Origin of the sequence: uncultured Bradyrhizobium sp., from assembly GCF_936943645.1 — a bacterium.
Taxonomy (GTDB): Bacteria; Pseudomonadota; Alphaproteobacteria; order Rhizobiales; family Xanthobacteraceae; genus Bradyrhizobium.
In genome coordinates this window covers 110,890-128,464 of sequence record NZ_CAKZJO010000086.1, presented here as the reverse complement: position 1 = coordinate 128,464, position 17,575 = coordinate 110,890, and the positions used below count along the sequence as shown (strand labels likewise).

16 protein-coding genes are annotated in these 17,575 nt (G+C 63.9%); 9 read left to right on the top strand and 7 right to left on the bottom strand.

Annotated elements, in window-relative coordinates; all coding sequences use genetic code 11:
• Positions 1 to 30: 30 nt before the first annotated feature.
• Positions 31 to 1,560, bottom strand: a complete 1,530-nt coding sequence (locus tag Q0743_RS25985) for a malonyl-CoA synthase (protein WP_298244326.1) — start codon at positions 1,558 to 1,560, stop codon at positions 31 to 33.
• A gap of 95 nt (positions 1,561 to 1,655) precedes the next feature.
• Between Q0743_RS25985 and Q0743_RS25980 the strand changes: the two genes are divergently transcribed.
• The 4 genes from Q0743_RS25980 to Q0743_RS25965 all read left to right on the top strand — a co-directional run bounded on the left by Q0743_RS25980 (position 1,656) and on the right by Q0743_RS25965 (position 4,989).
• Positions 1,656 to 2,417, top strand: a complete 762-nt coding sequence (locus tag Q0743_RS25980) for an SDR family oxidoreductase (protein WP_298244325.1) — start codon at positions 1,656 to 1,658, stop codon at positions 2,415 to 2,417.
• A 386-nt stretch (positions 2,418 to 2,803) separates the two neighbouring features.
• Positions 2,804 to 3,358: a fasciclin domain-containing protein gene (locus tag Q0743_RS25975; protein WP_298244324.1), complete on the top strand. Its 555-nt coding sequence runs from the start codon at positions 2,804 to 2,806 to the stop codon at positions 3,356 to 3,358.
• Between the two features lie 207 nt (positions 3,359 to 3,565).
• Positions 3,566 to 4,195, top strand: a complete 630-nt coding sequence (locus Q0743_RS25970; protein ID WP_298244323.1) for a cytochrome b/b6 domain-containing protein — start codon at positions 3,566 to 3,568, stop codon at positions 4,193 to 4,195.
• An 11-nt stretch (positions 4,196 to 4,206) separates the two neighbouring features.
• Complete coding sequence (locus Q0743_RS25965; RefSeq protein ID WP_298244322.1) at positions 4,207 to 4,989, top strand: molybdopterin-dependent oxidoreductase; 783 nt, start codon at positions 4,207 to 4,209, stop codon at positions 4,987 to 4,989.
• A gap of 174 nt (positions 4,990 to 5,163) precedes the next feature.
• Here Q0743_RS25965 and Q0743_RS25960 read toward each other — a convergent pair whose 3' ends face one another.
• Complete coding sequence (locus tag Q0743_RS25960) at positions 5,164 to 6,354, bottom strand: YbfB/YjiJ family MFS transporter (RefSeq protein WP_298244321.1); 1,191 nt, start codon at positions 6,352 to 6,354, stop codon at positions 5,164 to 5,166.
• A gap of 220 nt (positions 6,355 to 6,574) precedes the next feature.
• Between Q0743_RS25960 and leuB the strand changes: the two genes are divergently transcribed.
• Positions 6,575 to 7,687, top strand: coding sequence for a 3-isopropylmalate dehydrogenase (leuB, locus tag Q0743_RS25955; RefSeq protein ID WP_097660609.1), 1,113 nt, complete (start codon positions 6,575 to 6,577; stop codon positions 7,685 to 7,687).
• Positions 7,688 to 7,888: 201 nt separating this feature from the next.
• Here the strand turns inward: leuB and Q0743_RS25950 are convergent, their stop codons facing one another.
• Both Q0743_RS25950 and Q0743_RS25945 read right to left on the bottom strand, forming a co-directional pair.
• Positions 7,889 to 8,278: a hypothetical protein gene (locus tag Q0743_RS25950; protein WP_298244320.1), complete on the bottom strand. Its 390-nt coding sequence runs from the start codon at positions 8,276 to 8,278 to the stop codon at positions 7,889 to 7,891.
• 157 nt (positions 8,279 to 8,435) lie between these two features.
• Positions 8,436 to 9,230: a hypothetical protein gene (locus Q0743_RS25945; protein ID WP_298244319.1), complete on the bottom strand. Its 795-nt coding sequence runs from the start codon at positions 9,228 to 9,230 to the stop codon at positions 8,436 to 8,438.
• Between the two features lie 116 nt (positions 9,231 to 9,346).
• On the opposite strand from Q0743_RS25945, the gene Q0743_RS25940 reads away from it, so the two are divergent.
• Complete coding sequence (locus Q0743_RS25940; protein ID WP_298244318.1) at positions 9,347 to 10,381, top strand: aspartate-semialdehyde dehydrogenase; 1,035 nt, start codon at positions 9,347 to 9,349, stop codon at positions 10,379 to 10,381.
• 207 nt (positions 10,382 to 10,588) lie between these two features.
• Here Q0743_RS25940 and Q0743_RS25935 read toward each other — a convergent pair whose 3' ends face one another.
• The gene (locus tag Q0743_RS25935) at positions 10,589 to 11,233 is read right to left on the bottom strand and encodes a carbonic anhydrase (protein ID WP_298244317.1); all 645 of its coding nucleotides are present in this window, start codon (positions 11,231 to 11,233) and stop codon (positions 10,589 to 10,591) included.
• 111 nt (positions 11,234 to 11,344) lie between these two features.
• On the opposite strand from Q0743_RS25935, the gene Q0743_RS25930 reads away from it, so the two are divergent.
• A complete protein-coding gene (locus Q0743_RS25930; protein ID WP_298244316.1) occupies positions 11,345 to 12,226 on the top strand; it encodes a CoA ester lyase in 882 nt (293 codons plus the stop codon).
• Positions 12,227 to 12,307: 81 nt separating this feature from the next.
• Here the strand turns inward: Q0743_RS25930 and Q0743_RS25925 are convergent, their stop codons facing one another.
• Complete coding sequence (locus Q0743_RS25925; RefSeq protein WP_298244315.1) at positions 12,308 to 13,279, bottom strand: AraC family transcriptional regulator; 972 nt, start codon at positions 13,277 to 13,279, stop codon at positions 12,308 to 12,310.
• 505 nt (positions 13,280 to 13,784) lie between these two features.
• On the opposite strand from Q0743_RS25925, the gene Q0743_RS25920 reads away from it, so the two are divergent.
• Positions 13,785 to 15,461, top strand: coding sequence for a PAS domain-containing methyl-accepting chemotaxis protein (locus Q0743_RS25920; RefSeq protein WP_298244314.1), 1,677 nt, complete (start codon positions 13,785 to 13,787; stop codon positions 15,459 to 15,461).
• A gap of 162 nt (positions 15,462 to 15,623) precedes the next feature.
• Entirely contained in the window at positions 15,624 to 17,105 is a 1,482-nt protein-coding gene (locus Q0743_RS25915; protein WP_298244313.1) for a tetratricopeptide repeat protein, read from the top strand.
• 18 nt (positions 17,106 to 17,123) lie between these two features.
• On the opposite strand, the gene Q0743_RS25910 is transcribed toward Q0743_RS25915, so the two are convergent.
• Positions 17,124 to 17,543, bottom strand: coding sequence for a hypothetical protein (locus Q0743_RS25910; protein ID WP_097660616.1), 420 nt, complete (start codon positions 17,541 to 17,543; stop codon positions 17,124 to 17,126).
• Positions 17,544 to 17,575: the final 32 nt, after the last annotated feature.

Below are 17,575 nucleotides of genomic sequence, written 5' to 3'. Positions count from 1 at the left end.
CATGCCTCTCCCCAGCCCTGGAGCATTGTCCTACTTCTTCGTGTAAATATCCTTGTAAGTCTCGCGCAAGATATTCTTCTGCACCTTGCCCATCGTGTTCCGCGGCAGCTCGTCGACGACGAAGACGCGCTTGGGCATCTTGAACTTGGCGAGGCGTCCGTCCAGGCCCTTCAGCACCGCCGCTTCGTCAATGCTCGCGCCGGGCTGGCGCACCAGCACCGCCGTGACGCCCTCGCCGAAATCGACATGCGGCACGCCGATCACGGCGGATTCGATCACGCCCGGCATGGCGTCGATCTCGCTCTCGATTTCCTTCGGGTACACGTTGAATCCGCCCGAGATGACGAGATCCTTGCCGCGGCCGAGGATGTGCACGTAGCCCTTGGCGTCGATCTTGCCGAGGTCGCCGGTGATGAAGAAGCCGTCAGGGCGGAATTCGGCCTTGGTCTTCTCCGGCATGCGCCAATAGCCCTTGAAGACGTTCGGGCCCTTCACCTCGATCATGCCGATCTCGTCGCGCGGCAATTCCTTGCCGGTTTCGGGCTCGGTGACGCGCACGGAGACGCCGGGAAGCGGAAAGCCGACCGCGCCGGGCACGCGCTCGCCGTCATAGGGGTTCGACGTGTTCATGTTGGTCTCGGTCATGCCGTAGCGCTCGAGCACCGCATGTCCCGTGCGCGCCGACCATTCGCGATGGGTCTCCGCCAGCAGCGGCGCCGAGCCCGAGATGAACAGCCGCATGTGCTTTGTCGTCTCGTGCGACAGCGCGCCGTTCTGCAGTAGCCGCGTGTAGAAGGTCGGCACGCCCATCAGCACCGTCGCGCGCGCCATCAGCTTGATGATCAGGTCCGGATCGAGCTTCGGCAGGAAGATCATCGACGCCCGGGCGAACAGCGTCACGTTGGTCGCCACGAACAGGCCGTGCGTGTGGTAGATCGGCAGCGCGTGGATCAGGACATCCTTGTCGGTGAAGCGCCAGTAGCCGACGAGCGAGAGCGAATTCGACGCCAGATTGTCGTGGCTGAGCATTGCGCCCTTGGAGCGGCCGGTGGTGCCGGACGTGTAGAGGATCGCGGCGAGGTCGTCGTTCGCGCGCGCGACGGTCGCGAAATCGGGGCTGGCCTTGTCGGCGGCGTCCGTCAGCGAGCCCTTGCCGTCAGGGCCGAGCGTCTCGACCTTCGCCTTCACCTTGGCGGCGATCGGGGCGAGCCCTTCGGCCTTGGAGGGATCGCACACCACCAGCGACGGCTCGGCATCGCCGATGAAATAGTCGAGCTCATTGAGCGTATAGGCGGTGTTGAGCGGCAGATAGACCGCGCCGGCTCTGACCGTGCCGAGATACAGCACGATATTGGCGACGGACTTCTCGACCTGCACCGCGACGCGGTCGCCCGGCTTCACGCCGCGCGCCACCAGCACGTTCGCCATCTGGCCTGCCCGTGCGATCAGATCGCCATAGCTGATGCGCCCTCCGTCCTGCGTCTCGATCGCGAGGCGCGCAGGGTTATCGAGGCCGTCGAACAGGCGGGAAAACAGGTTGGCGTTGGCTGCTGGGTTCATGCAAGATTTCCTCGACCGCAAGACCGACAAGGCCGGTCAAAACCGAGGGCTGGATTAGCAAAAACCGCCCCAGTGAAGCAACGGAGACAGTTTGCATGACCAAGAATGGGAAACGCGTGGCCTGGGTCACGGGCGGTGGCAGCGGGATAGGGGAGGCCGGAGCCGAGGCGTTGGCTGCCGACGGCTGGACGGTGGTGGTGTCCGGCCGGCGCCAGGCAGCCCTGGACGAGGTGGTTGCGAAGATCACCAAGACGGGCGGCGCCGCCGAGGCGATCGCGCTGGACGTCTCGAACGCGGCGGAGGCCCAGAAGGCCGCCGATGAGATCGTCGCCAGGCACGGCCGCATCGACCTTCTCGTCAACAACGCCGGCATCAACGTCCCCAAGCGCAGCTGGAAGGACATGGAACTGGAGGGCTGGGACAAGCTGGTCCAGGTCAATCTCAATGGCGTGCTCTATTGCATGCGCGCGGTGCTGCCGACGATGCGCAAGCAACAGGACGGCGCGATCATCAACGTCTCGTCCTGGGCCGGCCGCCACGTTTCGAAGATGCCGGGCCCGGCCTACACCACGACCAAGCATGCGGTGCTGGCACTGACCCATTCCTTCAACATGGATGAATGCGTCAACGGCCTGCGCGCCTGCTGCCTGATGCCCGGCGAGGTCGCAACGCCGATCCTGAAGCTGCGCCCGGTAGTGCCGAGCGAGGCGGAGCAGGCGAAGATGCTGCAATCCGAGGATCTCGGCCGCACCATCGCGTTCATCGCAAGCATGCCGGCCAGGGTCTGCATCAACGAGGTGCTGATCAGTCCGACCCATAATCGCGGCTTCATCCAGACGCCGAACAACAGGGATTGAGACGCGAAGTCCGCGCGGCAAACTCTCCTCGTCGTCCCGGGGCGCGACGCAGTCGCGAACCCGGGACCCATAACCACAGGAAGTGGTTTGGCGAAGACCCGGAGTGACCATCTTGTGTCACGATATCCTCCTGTGGCTATGGGTCCCGGATCTCCGCTTCGCTTGTCCGGGACGACAGCGCGTGTGCCGCGTGAGCTCGCAACACACGATCACGCCGCCCCAAAGTTTCACACATCACAAAGAATTTTTTCCCGAAACCGCACCCCAAACCCTCCCGTAGTTCGGTCCAACGACGGCACTGCTGCATCGCCCAAATGTCGCAGTCGCTGTTGTTGCCCCAACCCAACACCGGCCATGGCCGGCACCAATTCAATCGGGAGACTTCCATGTCCAAGCGCATTGCCTATCTCGCTGCCGCCGCCTTCAGCGCCCTCGCCATCACCGCGACCGTCGTCGCGCCTGTGCGTGCCGAGGAAAAGACCGTCATGGTCGGCGGCGCCGCGATGTTCCCGTCCAAGAACATCGTGCAGAACGCGGTCAACTCGAAGGATCACACCACGCTGGTGGCGGCGGTGAAGGCGGCTGGCCTGGTGCCGACGCTGGAGAGCAAGGGACCGTTCACCGTGTTCGCGCCGACCAACGCCGCCTTCGGCAAGCTGCCGGCCGGCACCGTCGACAATCTGGTCAAGCCCGAGAACAAGGCGACGCTGACCAAGATCCTCACCTACCACGTCGTGCCCGGCAAGCTCGAGGCTTCCGACCTCACCGACGGCAAGAAGCTGAAGACCGCCGAAGGCGAGGAGCTGACGGTCAAGAAGATGGACGGCAAGGTCTGGATCGTCGATGCCAAGGGCGGCACCTCGATGGTGACGATCTCCAACGTCAACCAGTCCAACGGCGTGATCCATGTGGTCGACACCGTGCTGATGCCGGCGTCGTAACACCGCGCGATCCTGTTTCATCCCCGAACAGGATGGTTTCAGACCGCGAGCCGGGGATACCCGGCTCGCTTTTTTGTGACCACAATAGCCTGACGGCATCGATTCCATGGCCGGCAGGGCGTAACGAAAACCGGCGGGCCGGCGTATAATTCCCGACACACGATCCCCAGGACGACGATCACCACGGACGATCAGGACGGAACCATCATGGCGAGCCTCACAGTCACCGACGAGCAGGTCAGGGCCATCAAGGCCAAGGTGATCCAGCCGGCCTGGGTGCGGGTCATGCACTGGATCAACGCATTTGCGATGATCCTGATGATCCTGTCGGGCTGGCAGATCTACAACGCCTCGCCGCTGTTCGGCTTCACCTTCCCGCGCGACTACACGCTCGGCGGCTGGCTCGGCGGCGGTCTGCTCTGGCACTTCGCGGCGATGTGGCTGCTGATGATCAACGGCCTCGCCTATCTCGTCACCGGCTTCGCCACCGGCCGTTTCCGCAAAAAGCTGCTTCCAATCACCCCGTCAGGCGTGCTGCACGACGTCAGGTCTGCCCTGACCTTCAAGCTCGGCCATGACGATCTCACCGTCTACAATTACGTGCAGCGCCTGCTCTATGCCGGCATCATCGTGGTCGGCGTGCTGATCGTGCTCACGGGGCTCGGCATGTGGAAGCCGGTGCAACTGCATTGGCTGGTCACGCTGTTCGGCGATTACCCGACCGCGCGCTACATCCATTTCTTCTGCATGGCCGCGATCTGCGCGTTTCTCGTCGTTCACGTCCTGCTCGCGCTGCTCGTGCCGAAGAGCCTGCGCGCCATGATCATCGGTCGCTGAAGGAGGAGAAGATGGCCAAGCGTTCATTCCTGATCCCCGGCGTCGACAAGCGGCTCCTGATCAAGGACGCCATCAAGACGATGCCGGATTTTACCCGTCGCCGCTTCATTGCGGGCGGCGCCAGCTTGGGGGCGCTGACGCTGCTGACCGGCTGCGATGTCGTCGACTCGTCCTCGGCTGATACACTGCTGACACAGGTCTCGAAGTTCAACGACGCGGTGCAGGCCTTCATCTTCAATCCCGACGCACTGGCGCCGACTTTCCCCGAGAGCGCGATCACCAAGCCGTTTCCGTTCAACGCCTATTACGATCTCGACGACGCGCCCGATGTCGCGGCCGCAGACTGGAAGCTCGAGGTCCGCGGCCTCGTCGACAACAAGAAGTCCTGGACGCTGGACGAACTCTACAAGTTGCCGCAGGTCAGCCAGATCACCCGCCACATCTGCGTCGAAGGCTGGAGCGCGATCGGCAGCTGGACCGGTACCCCCCTGCGCGATTTCCTCAAGCTGATCGGCGCCGACACGCGCGCGAAATATGTCTGGTTCCAGTGCGCCGACAAGGAAGGCTACAATTCGCCTCTGGACATGCGCAGCGCGCTGCATCCGCAGACCCAGATGACGTTCAAATATGCGAACGAGATTTTGCCGCGCGCCTACGGCTTCCCGATGAAGATCCGTGTGCCCACAAAGCTCGGCTTCAAGAACCCGAAATACGTGGTCTCGATGGAAGTCACCAACGACTACAAGGGCGGATACTGGGAAGACCAGGGGTATAATTCGTTCAGCGGGAGCTAGCCTCGCTGTCGTCCCGGACAAGCGCGCATCAAGCGCGCGCAGATCCGGGACCCATAACCCCAGGGAGAGGTTTGGCGAAGATTAGTTGTTCGGTACTTCCAGCTTTCGCCATAGAAAGATCACGCGGTATGGGTCCCCGCGTTCGCGGGGGGACGACACCGATTATGCGGCCGTCTATTTGGCCGGCCCCACCTTCCTCTGGCACAGCGCCGCCACTGCCCCCAGTGCCAGCAACGCCGCCGAGACATTGAGCGCGTAGCTCAGGCTTCCCAGCGCATCCGTGATCGCGCCGACCACGATCGGGCCGAGCGTCTGGCCGACGCCGAACGAGATCGTCATCGCGGCGATCGCGGTCGGCCACACCTGCGGCGGATAGTTGAAGCGCACGAAGGCGGTGGTCGAGCCGACCACGGCGAAGAAGGCGACGCCGAACACGACGGCCGAGACCGCGAGCCATGCCGGCGAATGCCCGAGCATCGGCAACGCCGCGCCCGCTGCGTTGGTGCCGAGGATGATGGCGGTGGCCAATCCGCCGCGATCGAGCGCGAGCACGCCGCGCCAGGCCCAGGGCGTTGCGAAGGCGGACAGGCCGATCAGGCTCCAGAACGCCGCCTGCGCCGCGGCCCCGCCGCCGCTATCGCGCACATAGGCGATCATGAAGGTCATGTAGGCGATGTAGCCGGCGCCGAACAGGAAGTAGCCGGCGAGATAAATCAGCACGGGCAGGATCGCGAATGACGCGTGACCGCCTTCCGAGAAGCGGACACTGCTCTCGATGCGAATCAGGAACAGCGGGATCGTCATCGCGACCGAGAGCAGCGTCAGCGCCCACCAGACGATCCACCACGAGCCCGGCCCGAAATATTGCAGCGTGAACGGGGCGATCAGCCCCGAGGACAGTATGCCGATGCCGGGCCCGGCATAGAACAGGCTGAGCAGGAAATTGGCCCGCTCGGGGCGGGTCTGGGCGATGGTGGCCGCCAGCGCGCCGCCCGCGACGAAGCCGGCCGCAGCGCCCAGACCCAGCACGAGCCGCGCCAGGCTCAGCGCGACGAAATTCCCCGTCAGCGCGCAAGTGGCGAGCGCGGCGACGCAGGCGAGGGTTCCGCCTCGGATGGCCGCCGCCCAGCCGACGCGCTGGATCAGGCGCGAGGCGGCAAGCGCGCCCACGAGATAGCCGACGGCGTTGATGGTGTTCATGAAACCGGCCGCCGAGTAGGACCAGCCGAGGGTCTCACGCATATCCGGCAGCACCAGCGCATAGGCAAAGCGGCCGATGCCGAGCCCGACGGTCGCGGCCAGCGACAGCGTCAGGATCAGCCGCGCGGGGTGTGCGTAGGGCGGGGTTCGATCAGGGGCGTGCAAGGGGATTCTCCGGCCCTTGCAGTGTGGCAGGCCCCGCCCGCCTTGCACAGCCGCACCCCGGCAATGGTGTCTTGCCAAGCGCGCAACGCCGCTCTAGCACTCCGGCCGAAATTCATCCCGCTCGTCATGCCCGGGCTTGACCCGGGCATCCATCCTTCAAAAAAGGCTGGATTGCCGGGTCAAGCCCGGCAATGACGAGAAAAAATCTGAGGTGACGACCATGGCGACCCACAAACTGCTGCTGCTTCCCGGCGACGGCATCGGCCCCGAAGTGATGGGCGAGGTGAAGCGGCTGATCGACTGGCTCAATTCGGCCGGGATCGCCAAATTCGAGACCGACACCGGCCTCGTCGGCGGCTCCGCCTATGACGCGCACAAGGTGTCGATCTCCGAGGGCGACATGGCCAAGGCGCTCGCCGCCGACGCCATCATCTTCGGCGCGGTCGGCGGTCCGAAATGGGACGCCGTGCCTTACGAGGTGCGTCCCGAAGCCGGCCTGCTGCGCCTGCGCAAGGATCTCGCTTTGTTCGCCAACCTCCGTCCGGCCGTCTGCTACCCGGCGCTGGCGGACGCCTCCAGCCTGAAGCGCGAGGCGGTTGAGGGCCTCGACATCGTCATCGTGCGCGAGCTCACCGGCGGGGTCTATTTCGGCGAGCCCAAGACCATCACCGATCTCGGCAACGGCCAGAAGCGCGCCATCGATACCCAGGTCTACGACACCTATGAGATCGAGCGCATCGGCCGCGTCGCCTTCGAGCTTGCCAGGAAGCGCAAGAACAAGGTGACGTCGATGGAAAAGCGCAACGTCATGAAGTCGGGTGTGCTCTGGAACGAGGTCATGACTCAGGTCCACAAGCGCGAATATCCTGATGTCACGCTCGAGCATCAGCTCGCCGATTCCGGCGGCATGATGCTGGTGAAATGGCCGAAGCAGTTCGACGTCATCGTGACAGACAATCTGTTCGGCGACATGCTGTCCGACATCGCGGCGATGCTGACGGGCTCGCTCGGCATGCTGCCCTCGGCCTCGCTCGGCGAGGTCGATGTGAAGACCAAGAAGCGCCGCGCCCTGTACGAGCCCGTGCACGGCTCGGCGCCTGATATCGCCGGCAAGGGCCTCGCCAATCCCATCGCGATGATCTCGTCGTTCGGCATGGCGCTGCGTTATTCCTTCGACATGGGCGATCTCGCCGACAAGGTGGACGCCGCGATCGCTGCCGTGCTTGCGAGCGGCCTGCGCACGGCCGACATCAAGTCGGAGGGGACCACGGCCGCCTCGACCACGCAGATGGGCGAAGCGATCCTGAAGGAATTGCAGAAGCTGCACGCGTAAGTGGGCGCAGCTCTCTCGGTGGGCAAAGGCGCTCTTGCGCCGTGCCCACCACCTCTCTCGATTCGCCAAAATGCGTGGGCACACTTCAGCCTTCGCTCTTCGAGCGATGGCGGACAAGTCGCTTTGCCCACCTTACGGCACCTTCCAAAACAAAAAGGCCGGGCGTGAGCCCGGCCTTTTGATTCGGATCGCTACGTCCGCTCAGTACAGCGGGAAATTCTGCGGATAGCCGCCGATGTCCTGGGGCGTCGAGAGCGGCTGGCGGTCGATCGGGCGGTTGAGATTCTCGCGCGCGAAGGACGGATAGCCGACAGCCGGCGGGAAGGCGTAGTCGGAGAATTTGCGGTCGCCCGGATTGACCTCGGTGCCGCCGTCGAGCCAGGAGCGCTTGCTCACATAGATGCGGGTGCGGCCCTGCTGGTAGACGGCGTTGGGCCCGCTCGGGCCGTAATAGTGCCGGCCGCGCTCGTCATAGCGCTTGGTCTTGTTGTCGGCCGAAGCCGGCGTTGCCAAACCGATGGCAGAGGACATGGCAATCACGGCGCCCGCAGCAAACAAGGTCGCCCATTTGGCAGAGAATTTCGAGCTCATCACGTCCCCTTCAGGCGGCGCACCGCCAGTCGATTTCACCCCCATACTAGCCCGGTCGGGGTGGGCGCAACTAGGTCTATTGGGTCACACCAGCTCGGAATAATCGAGGCCGCCGGCAAAAGTTGCATCAATACCAGCCACTTGAGCTTGATGCGCCTCAAAGCGCCCCGCGCAATTGCGCGTTCGCGGCGCCCAGCAGCCAGTCCGGTGAGCTCTGGAGGTCGCAACCACGGCGCTTCAGCTCGGCGCGGGCGAACAGGTCGGCGAGCTTGGGCTCGTTGCCCGAGGTCAGCAGCGTCAGCCGGTTCAGCGTGCAGGCGATGGCCGCGCGCTGGGCGGGCGCTGTGCCGCCCTGGCAGGAGAAGCCGGAGATCTGCAGGCCCGGCTCCTCGCTGCGCTTGAGGTAGCCGAGGCAGGGCCGCGCCCCCTCCGTTGCCGCGACCGGCCGGAACAGGGCGACGGGGCCGAATTTGGTTTCGATCAGGCCGGCCTGCTCGAGCGCGCCGGCCGTGCCCAGGCCCATCTGGACGGCGAGGTCCAGCGCGGCCGGACGAGCCACGTCGAATTCGTCGCCCTCCCGGTAAATCTCGAGCTCGGCCAGCGGCTTGTCCGCCGCGCCGGTCCAGCGCATGACGTCCCGGCGGCCGCCCTCGGGATGCCGAAGGATGGTGTAAGATGCTGTTTTTTCGGACGAATCGAGCTTGCTGAGGGCGAAGGCCGGATGCGAGCGGTCGGCCACGCTCCAGCCCGGTTTCGTCGCTGGCTCGTCGTCGCGCAAATCAGGCAGCTGGCCGAGCGCCGCAAGGCCAAGGATGGCAAACAGGGCGAGCGTCCCCACATAGGCGAACAGCCGCGCCAGCGTGCCGACGACCTCGTCGGCGAAGGCTGCCAATGCCAGATGGAAACTGGTCCGGGTCGAGAGTGCGGCCGTGCTGGCCTCGGGCGACTGCATCCACGTCCCTAAGGCATGGTCCAACGTTGTCTTGCGGCCGGTTCTCGCATAGAAGCGCTGCTCTTCCTGTTTAAGCGTGAGCTTCAGGAACGGGCTTTTTCATCGGAGAGTGAACGATGGGTTACAAAGTCGCAGTCGTCGGCGCGACCGGCAATGTCGGACGGGAAATGCTCAACATCCTGGATGAGCGCAAATTCCCCGCGGACGAGGTCGTGGCCCTGGCGTCACGCCGCAGCGTCGGCGTCGAGGTCTCCTATGGCGACCGCACCCTGAAGGTGAAGGCGCTCGAGCATTACGACTTCTCCGACGTCGACATCTGCCTGATGTCGGCGGGCGGCTCGGTGTCGAAGGAATGGTCGCCGAAGATCGGCGCCGCCGGCACTGTGGTGATCGACAATTCCTCGGCCTGGCGCATGGATCCGGACGTGCCGCTGATCGTGCCGGAGGTGAATGCGGCCGCGACCGAAGGCTTCAAGAAGAAGAACATCATCGCCAACCCGAACTGCTCGACCGCGCAGCTTGTGGTCGCGCTCAAGCCGCTGCACGACAAGGCGGGCATCAAGCGCGTCGTGGTCTCGACCTATCAATCGGTCTCGGGTGCCGGCAAGGACGCGATGGACGAATTGTTCTCGCAGACCAAGGCCGTCTACACCAATGACGAGCTCGTCGCGAAGAAATTCCCCAAGCGCATCGCCTTCAACGTCATCCCCCACATCGACGTCTTCATGGAGGACGGCTTCACCAAGGAAGAGTGGAAGATGATGGCGGAGACCAAGAAGATCCTTGATCCCAAGATCAAGCTCACCGCCACCTGCGTGCGCGTGCCTGTCTTCGTCGGCCACTCCGAAGCGGTCAACATCGAGTTCGAGAACCCGATCACCGCGGACGAAGCCCGCGAGATCCTGCGCAAGGCGCCCGGCTGCCTCGTCATCGACAAGCAGGAGCCCGGCGGCTACGCGACGCCCTATGAAGCGGCCGGCGAGGACGCCACCTACATCAGCCGCATCCGCGAGGACGCGACGGTGGAGAACGGTCTCGCGCTATGGTGCGTGTCCGACAATCTGCGCAAGGGGGCAGCGCTCAACGCGATCCAGATCGCGGAAGTGCTGATCAACCGCAAGCTGATAGCTGCGAAGAAGCAGGCGGCGTAACGCTTCGCCAACTCCTCTCGTCGTCCCGGACAAGCGCGCCATAAGCGCGCGCCGATCCGGGACCCATAACCACAGGACGTGGTCTGGCGCGAAGCTGGTAACTCCGGGTTTTCGCAAAATTATCGCTGCGGCGTATGGGTCCCGGATCTGCGCTTGCGCTTGTCCGGGACGACGATCGCGTTTGGCGCCGCAGTTTGCGGAATCGCCCTACGCCACGCCCCGCGCGTTCTTGAATTCCTTCGCGGTCTTGTCCAGCACGAACAGCGATCCCTCCGCGACGCCGAAATAGGCGCCGTGGGTCTGCATCTGGCCGTTCTCGACGGCCTTCTGCACGAACGGGAATGTCATCAGGTTCTCCAGGCTGCGGAACACCGCAGCCTTCTCGATGCGCTCGACGAACTGCGCCATGCTCTCATGGTCGCGCTGCTCGACCACTTCGCCCGGCTTGATGAACATCTGCATCCATTTGCCGATGAAGTCGCCCGGCGTCAGCGGCTCGATCTTGTCGACGAAGGCGCGGATGCCGCCGCATTGGGCGTGACCGAGGATCACGATGTGCTTCACCTTCAGCACCGTCACCGCATATTCCAGCGCAGCCGAGACGCCATGCGCGTTGCCGTCGGGCTGATACACCGGCACGAGATTGGCGATGTTGCGCACGACGAACAATTCGCCCGGCCCGACGTCGAAGATCACCTCGGGCGAGACGCGGCTGTCGCAGCAGCCGATCACCATCACTTCCGGGAACTGCCCCTTCACCGACAGCTCGCGATAGCGGCTCTGCTCGGTCGGCAGCCGCTGGGTGGCGAAGGCCTGGTAGCCTTCCAGCAAATGCTTCGGGAATGTCATCATGATTATGCCTAACCATATACCGCAGGGGCGAACAAGCCTTTCGAATGGGCAGGCCAAGTGCTATCCGCTCCGGTAACCGACACGATCAGGGAAACCGGAAGGAACGCTCGCATGACCCGCCCGCGCCGCAGCCATCTGTTCATGCCCGGCTCCAACCCTCGCGCGCTGGAGAAGGCGCGCAATCTCGCCGCCGACGGCCTGATCCTCGATCTCGAAGATTCCGTCGCGCCCGAGGCCAAGGCGGTGGCGCGCGACGGCATTGCCGCGGCGATCGCCGCCAAGGGATTTGGCAAGCGCGAGATCCTGATCCGGACCAACGGCCTTGATACGCCCTGGTGGGCCGACGACGTCGCCATGGCGGCGAAGGCGTCGCCGGACGGCATCCTGGTTCCAAAAGTTTCAAGTGTCGAAGATCTCGATACGATCGGCTTCCGTCTCACCGAGCTTGGCGCGGCGCCGACGCTGAAGGTCTGGGCCATGATCGAGACCGCGCGCGCCGTGCTGCATGCGGAGGAGCTGGCCGAGGCCGGACGCGATCAATCGCGGCGGCTGTCCGGCTTCGTGTTCGGTCCCAACGACATTTCGCGGGAGACGCGGATCCGGATGATGCCCGGCCGCGCCGCGATGATTCCGATGATCACGCACTGCATCCTGGCAACGCGTGCCCACGGCCTCGAGATTCTCGACGGGCCCTATAGCGACATCGCCAACCCCGATGGCTTCGCCACCGAATGCGCGCAGGGCCGCGATCTCGGCTTCGACGGCAAGACGCTGATCCATCCCTCGCAGATCGATGCCTGCAACGCGATCTTCACGCCGCCCGAAGAAGAGGTCGCGCGCGCGCGAAAGATCATCGCGGCGTTCGAGCTGCCGGAGAATGCCTCGCGCGGCGCGATCCGTCTCGACGGCGCGATGGTGGAGCGTCTGCATGCCGACATGGCCCGGCGCACGATTGCAATCGCAGACGCGATCGCGGCGATGGGGAAGGGCTGAGGGCCTCCACCTGCGCCGCACTCTCTACGACGAAGCGCTGCTCCTTCGCAACAGGGCTCCGTCATCGGGCGATCGGGTCCCTTACTGCCTTCGTCTCGCGTTCCTCAGCGTGTCGGACGGCAGCTCGCCGATGGCCTGACGATATTCGGACGCAAAGCGTCCGAGATTTCGGAAGCCGCACCTGAATGCCACGGCGAGCACGCTGGTCTGCCCATCCGGCCGTCGCAACAGCTCCGCCGCGCGATGAAGCCGGACGCGCCGCGCGAACTGGCCCGGTGATCCCCGCCCCGAATCGGAGAATTCCCGGAACACCGTCCGCACGCTCACATTGGCGACCTCCGCGATCTTGTCGAGATCGAGCGGCTCGTCCCAATGAGCTTCGATGTAGGCCTCCACGACGTCGACCACGGCACGGTTGGCAGTCGGAGCGGAGCGCTGCAGCCGATCGGAGAAATTGTGCCGATGCGCCAGAAGAATCCGGACCATCAGCGCCCGCTCGAGCTCGGCGATGGCGATCGGAGAGTAATTCTGCCCGAACCTTTCCAGATCCTCGGCAAACCTGAAGACGTCTTGGCGCACCTGCGTCATCACCGCCGGATCGGCCTCGCTCGAAATAAAGCGCAAATTCACACCACTGGTGTCACCGAGCACGCTCTTCAGCAAACGCTCCAGGGCATTGGCGTCGATCCTCAGCACCAGCTGGCGATAGCCGGGCGCGAAATCGAGGTGTAGCCGGGTCTCTCCGGAGATGATGGGAGTCCACGCCTCGATCGGTCGTTCGTTCCCGTTGGTCCTGAATCCCGCGGTTCCCTGGATGGAAAAGAACTGGCGGAGGATATGCGATTCAGGAAAAGACAGCGATGCCGCGCCGTCATAGGCGCAGAACGCGAGGCCGATCGAATTCAGTCGGGCCAGATTGGCCTGGATCGCAAAGTTGTTGTCATGCTTTGCGAAACGGTCCGCGCCATACACAGCGAACAGGCGCTCGCGCGCGAACTCGCTGTCTTGGGACTGCAGCAACGGATAACGGTCGAGATACGAGACGGCGCGCAAATCAGAATCCCCGAAACGCCCAAGCTACCAAATCGGAATCGGCGTGCTACCAATTGGAAATTGCATGCGATGGTCCGCACCTGACTGATCGGTTGCCAGGCGGCAGCGGCAACCTGCTTGCCACTGCGACAAGTGGCCGGGGCGCGATGCAAGTAAACGACCGCTTCTTTTTGCCCGCAGATCAGCCATGTGCGGACGTGCGCGCTGCGTATCCGCTGCGGTGCGATCGGCATTTTGCCGAATACCGATAGTCAATTCAACCTGCCCTTCGCAGTTCGGGACCGATGGCGCGGCCGAGGTCGTCGTGTGTCGCTGTGAGGTTAATCGCGCTGGCAAAATGCGGCCATTGTGTCTGCGATCGGACAAATACTCTGATAATTCGATTTAGATATCTGCTTCATTCGCACGGAGCGCCATCGAGCGCGCGGTCCGCGGCAGGACAACGAATGCTGAAGGCCGGCTCGCCCTGTGCTGCGGCCTGAACATCAATTTCGGAGCAGAAAGAATGTTTGGTCGCAAGTCTCTCGGTGATGCGCAGGCACAGATTGATGCCGTCGGTCGCTCGCAAGCCGTGATCGAGTTCAACATGGACGGCACGATCCTCCAGGCCAACAAGAATTTCCTGGACACGCTCGGTTACGATCTCGATCAGATCAAGGGCAAGCACCACTCCATGTTCGTGTCGGCCGATCAGCGTGACAGTGCGGACTATCAAGCATTCTGGGCGACGCTGCGCCGCGGTGCGTTTCAGGCGGGTGAGTTCAAGCGCGTCGCGAATGGCGGCCGCGAGATCTGGATCGAAGCGTCCTACAATCCGGTGCTCGGCAGCGATGGCAAGCCGGTCAAGGTCATCAAGTTCGCGACCGAGATCACGGCGAAGAAGCTTCGCAGCATGGCCGATGCGTCCAAGCTCGCCGCCATCAACCGGGCCCAGGCCGTGATCGAGTTCAGGCTCGATGGCACCGTCGTCACCGCCAACGAGAATTTCTGCAAGACCCTCGGCTATTCGCTGGCCGAGATCGAGGGCAAGCACCACAGCCTGTTCATGCCGCAGGCCGACCGTGACGGCGCGGCTTATCGCGAGTTCTGGGAGAAGCTCAACCGCGGTGAGTACCAGGCCGGCGAATTCAAGCGGATCGGCAAGGGCGGCAAGGAAGTGTGGATTCTGGCGAGCTACAATCCCGTTCTGGACGACACGGGGAAACCCTTCGGCGTGGTCAAGTTCGCAAGCGACGTCACCGCGCAGAAGCTGAAGACCGCTGATCTCGCTGGCCAGATCGCCGCGATCGACAAAGCCCAGGCGGTGATCGAGTTCAACATGGACGGCACGATCATCACCGCCAATGCCAACTTCCTGGGCGCGGTCGGCTATTCCCTGCCCGAGATCAAGGGCCAGCATCACAGCATGTTCGTCGCGCCTGGTGAGCGCGACAGTGACGCCTACCGTGAGTTCTGGGCAGCGCTCAATCGCGGCGAATACCAGGCGGCCGAATACAAGCGCATCGGCAAGGGCGGCAAGGAGATCTACATCCAGGCCTCCTACAATCCGATCTTCGACCTTAACGGCAGGCCGTTCAAGGTCGTGAAATATGCCACCGACACCACCCGCCAGGTGCTGGTCCGCATGGGCAACGAGCGGGTCCGCGCCATGATGGAATCGGTCGCCGCCGGCTCGGAAGAGCTCAACGCCTCGGTGCGGGAGATCTCCGAGGCGATGACGAAATCCCGCGAGACCGCAATGAGCGCGGTGGAGCAGGTCTCCTCCGCCGACGCCCAGGCCCAACGCCTCACCGACGCCGCACAGGCCATGAGCGGCATCGTCGAGATGATCAACAGCATCACCGGCCAGATCAACCTGCTGGCGCTGAACGCCACGATCGAATCCGCTCGCGCCGGCGAAGCCGGCCGCGGCTTTGCCGTGGTCGCCTCCGAAGTGAAGAGCCTTGCCAATCAAGCCAAGCAGGCGACCGACAAGATCGGCCAGGAGATTGGCAGTCTCAATCAGATCTCTGGCGACGTCGTCGGCGCTCTCGGCGCGATCAAGCAGGCCATCAACAATGTCAGCGAGTACGTGACCTCGACCGCGGCCGCGATCGAAGAGCAGAGCACCGTGACGAACGAGATGTCGACCAGCATGCAGCGCGCCGCGGCGGAGGCTGCCGCGATGGCAAGCGGTGCCTGATCAGGCGGCCACTTGCTTCAGACATGATGCGCGCCGCAGCCGCCGATGGTGTGCTGCGAGTGCATCCCTGTGATTTAGATCACACAGCCCGGCTGCCTGCTCCGGTAAATTCGCGAAGTTTCAATCCTGCTTCCCATCCCGATCCGGCGCGTGGGCTGTCGCATGTTTCGCAAATTATTCCATTGCTTTGCACTTCTTGTTCTCATCGGGCCCGCGGCCGCCAGTGACCGCCTCAAAGGCGAGGCGAACGCTGCCATTGCCGCCGCCTCCGAGGCCATTCGGCAAGATCCCAAGGACGCGAATGCGTACTACGATCGTGGCAATGCCTATGCCGCCAACGGCGATACGGATCGCGCCATAGCCGACTACACCGCGACGATCCGGCTCGATCCGGCACGCGCGGACGCCTACTACAACCGGGGCAACGGTTACAGCAGCAAAGGCGACACGGGCCGGGCCATCGCGGACTACACGGCGACGATCCGGATCGATCCGGCCTATGCGAACGCGTACTACAATCGCGGCAACGCCTACAGCAACAAGGGCGATCTGGACCGCGCCATTGCCGATTATGCCGGAGCGATCCGGCTGCAGCCCATGAATGCGAACGCGTATTTCAACCGCGGCAACGCCTACGGCAAGAAGGGCGACACCGACCGGGCCATCGCCGACTACACCGAAACGATACGCGTGGATCCGACCTATGCGAACGCCTATGTCAATCGCGGATTGGCCTACGAGAAGCGCGGCGATGTCGCCAAGGCGAGGGCCGACTTCAGTGCGACGCTCGGGCTAGGTCATGGCGTGACCAAATGGGCACAGGACAAGGCACGGGAGCGACTCGCCGCGTTGCCTTTGCCGCGCCCGGCAACGATATTGGTCGAGAAGCCCGGCGCTGCTGCGGCCGTCGCGGCGTCCGAGGCGCCGAGCGGCGAACGCCGCATCGCCCTCGTCATCGGCAATTCGGCCTATGAGAACGTCGCCGCCCTGCCGAACCCCGTGCGCGACGCCAGCCTCGTCGCGGACGTGCTGAGACTCACCGGCTTCGAAGCCGTCACCCTGCTGACCAATCTGCGCAAGGATGCGTTGGTGAATGCCTTGCGCGAGTTCGCAGCCCGTGCGGAGACGGCCGATTGGGCCGTCGTGTATTACGCCGGACACGGCATGGAGATCGGCGGAGTCAATTATCTCATTCCCACGGACGCCAAGCTCGCGGCGGATCGCGAGATCGGCTTTGAAGCCGTGCCGGTTGATCAGGTTCTCAATGCGGCGGAGCGCGCCAGGAAGCTACGCCTCGTCATCCTCGATGCCTGCCGCGACAATCCGTTCGCGGCCCAAATGAAGCGTACCATGACTGTGGCGTCGCGCTCGGTGTCGCGAGGCCTGGCACCGCTGGAGCCGGAGGCAGGCACGCTGGTGGTCTTCGCCGCCAAGGACGGCGAGACCGCGCTCGATGGTGACGGGATCAACAGCCCGTTCGCGACCGCCTTCGTCAGGAATCTTCCGACGCCGGGTCTCGAGGTCCGCAGGCTGTTCGATTTTGTGCGCGACGACGTCATGGAGGCAACCGGCCGCAGGCAGAAGCCGTTCAGCTACGGCTCCGTCTCCGGCCGTCAGGACTTCTATTTCGTCGCCGGCAAGTAAACTCGTACGATATACGCCTCAGCGCGGCGCGACGTCGGCGCGATCGAGCGACTCCAGGGTCGCGGCATTGGCGCAATAGCCGTGATAGTTCTCCGCGGCGGTGCCGTCGGCGAGATCGCGGTCGCATTGTCCCTTGTGATTGCAGAGCGAGCAGACCCGCTCCATGTCGCGGAGCAGCAGCGGCTGCGCGCGGCCGAGGCCTTCGGCGCTGATCCCGAGCTGCTGCAGCATCATCGGCAATTCGTCGGCGGAATGCTTGCCGTGACGGACGAGCTCCTCCAGATCGTCGGGCGCGATCCTCAAATCGCTCGCGATCCGGTCGAAATCGGCGCGATCGAGCTGCCGCATCTCGTTCATCTCACGGCGATGCTTCAGCCAGCTCGCAAAGGAGTCGATGAGGTCCTGAACGATGGGATAAGGCCTGCTTGCGGTGCTCATGGAAAGCTCCTTCGGACGGCGGAATTGGAGCG

Coding starts and splice junctions, on each gene's coding strand:
- Q0743_RS25965 (WP_298244322.1), top strand. CDS start 4,207: ATGGCCAAGCGTTCATTCCTGATCCCCGGCGTCGACAAGCGGCTCCTG.
- Q0743_RS25975 (WP_298244324.1), top strand. CDS start 2,804: ATGTCCAAGCGCATTGCCTATCTCGCTGCCGCCGCCTTCAGCGCCCTC.
- Q0743_RS25935 (WP_298244317.1), bottom strand. CDS start 11,233: ATGATGACATTCCCGAAGCATTTGCTGGAAGGCTACCAGGCCTTCGCC.
- Q0743_RS25970 (WP_298244323.1), top strand. CDS start 3,566: ATGGCGAGCCTCACAGTCACCGACGAGCAGGTCAGGGCCATCAAGGCC.
- Q0743_RS25985 (WP_298244326.1), bottom strand. CDS start 1,560: ATGAACCCAGCAGCCAACGCCAACCTGTTTTCCCGCCTGTTCGACGGC.
- Q0743_RS25950 (WP_298244320.1), bottom strand. CDS start 8,278: ATGAGCTCGAAATTCTCTGCCAAATGGGCGACCTTGTTTGCTGCGGGC.
- Q0743_RS25910 (WP_097660616.1), bottom strand. CDS start 17,543: ATGAGCACCGCAAGCAGGCCTTATCCCATCGTTCAGGACCTCATCGAC.
- Q0743_RS25940 (WP_298244318.1), top strand. CDS start 9,347: ATGGGTTACAAAGTCGCAGTCGTCGGCGCGACCGGCAATGTCGGACGG.
- Q0743_RS25915 (WP_298244313.1), top strand. CDS start 15,624: ATGTTTCGCAAATTATTCCATTGCTTTGCACTTCTTGTTCTCATCGGG.
- Q0743_RS25945 (WP_298244319.1), bottom strand. CDS start 9,230: ATGCAGTCGCCCGAGGCCAGCACGGCCGCACTCTCGACCCGGACCAGT.
- Q0743_RS25980 (WP_298244325.1), top strand. CDS start 1,656: ATGACCAAGAATGGGAAACGCGTGGCCTGGGTCACGGGCGGTGGCAGC.
- Q0743_RS25920 (WP_298244314.1), top strand. CDS start 13,785: ATGTTTGGTCGCAAGTCTCTCGGTGATGCGCAGGCACAGATTGATGCC.
- leuB (WP_097660609.1), top strand. CDS start 6,575: ATGGCGACCCACAAACTGCTGCTGCTTCCCGGCGACGGCATCGGCCCC.
- Q0743_RS25930 (WP_298244316.1), top strand. CDS start 11,345: ATGACCCGCCCGCGCCGCAGCCATCTGTTCATGCCCGGCTCCAACCCT.